We start from the raw sequence: 606 nt of genomic DNA, 5'->3' as shown, positions 1-606 counted from the left end.
GGTGCCGGGTGCCGCCTCGCTGGAGCGGGTGGATGTGGTGCAGCCGGTGTCGTTCGCCGTGATGGTGGGTCTGGCGCGGGTGTGGGGTTCGCTGGGTGTGGTGCCGGACGCGGTGGTGGGGCATTCGCAGGGTGAGATCGCTGCGGCGCATGTTGCGGGGATCCTGTCGCTGGAAGACGCGGCGGCGATTGTCGCCCTGCGTTCGCAGGCGATCGCGCGGGGTCTGGCGGGTCGTGGCGGCATGGTGTCCGTCGCGCTGCCGGCCGCCGAGGTGGCCGACGGTCTGCCGGCCGGTGTGGAGGTGGCGGCGGTGAACGGGCCGTCGTCGGTGGTGGTGGCCGGTGACCCGGTGGGGCTGGACACGCTGGTGGCGGGCTTTGAGGAGCAGGGTGTGCGGGTGCGGCGCGTCCCGGTGGACTACGCCTCCCACACGTCCCACGTCGAGTCGATCGAGGAGGAACTCGCCGAGCTCCTGGCCGCGGTGAGGCCCCGGCCCGCCGCGATCCCGTTCCTGTCGACGGTGGAGGGCCGGTGGTTGGAGGGTCCTGAGCTGGACGGCGGGTACTGGTACCGCAACCTGCGGCAGACCGTGCGCTTCGCCGAGGC

At 72.9% G+C, this 606-nt stretch carries 1 protein-coding gene; it reads left to right on the top strand.

Annotated elements, in window-relative coordinates:
• The coding region (locus PUR61_RS00170) for an acyltransferase domain-containing protein (RefSeq protein ID WP_329874347.1) at nt 1-606 on the top strand (606 nt) is incomplete at both ends.

It is taken from the genome of Streptomyces sp. BE20 (assembly GCF_036322525.1).
Classification (GTDB): domain Bacteria; phylum Actinomycetota; class Actinomycetes; order Streptomycetales; family Streptomycetaceae; genus Kitasatospora.
Note: the sequence above shows the minus strand (reverse complement) of the source record. Positions and strands in the feature narration are given on the sequence as shown.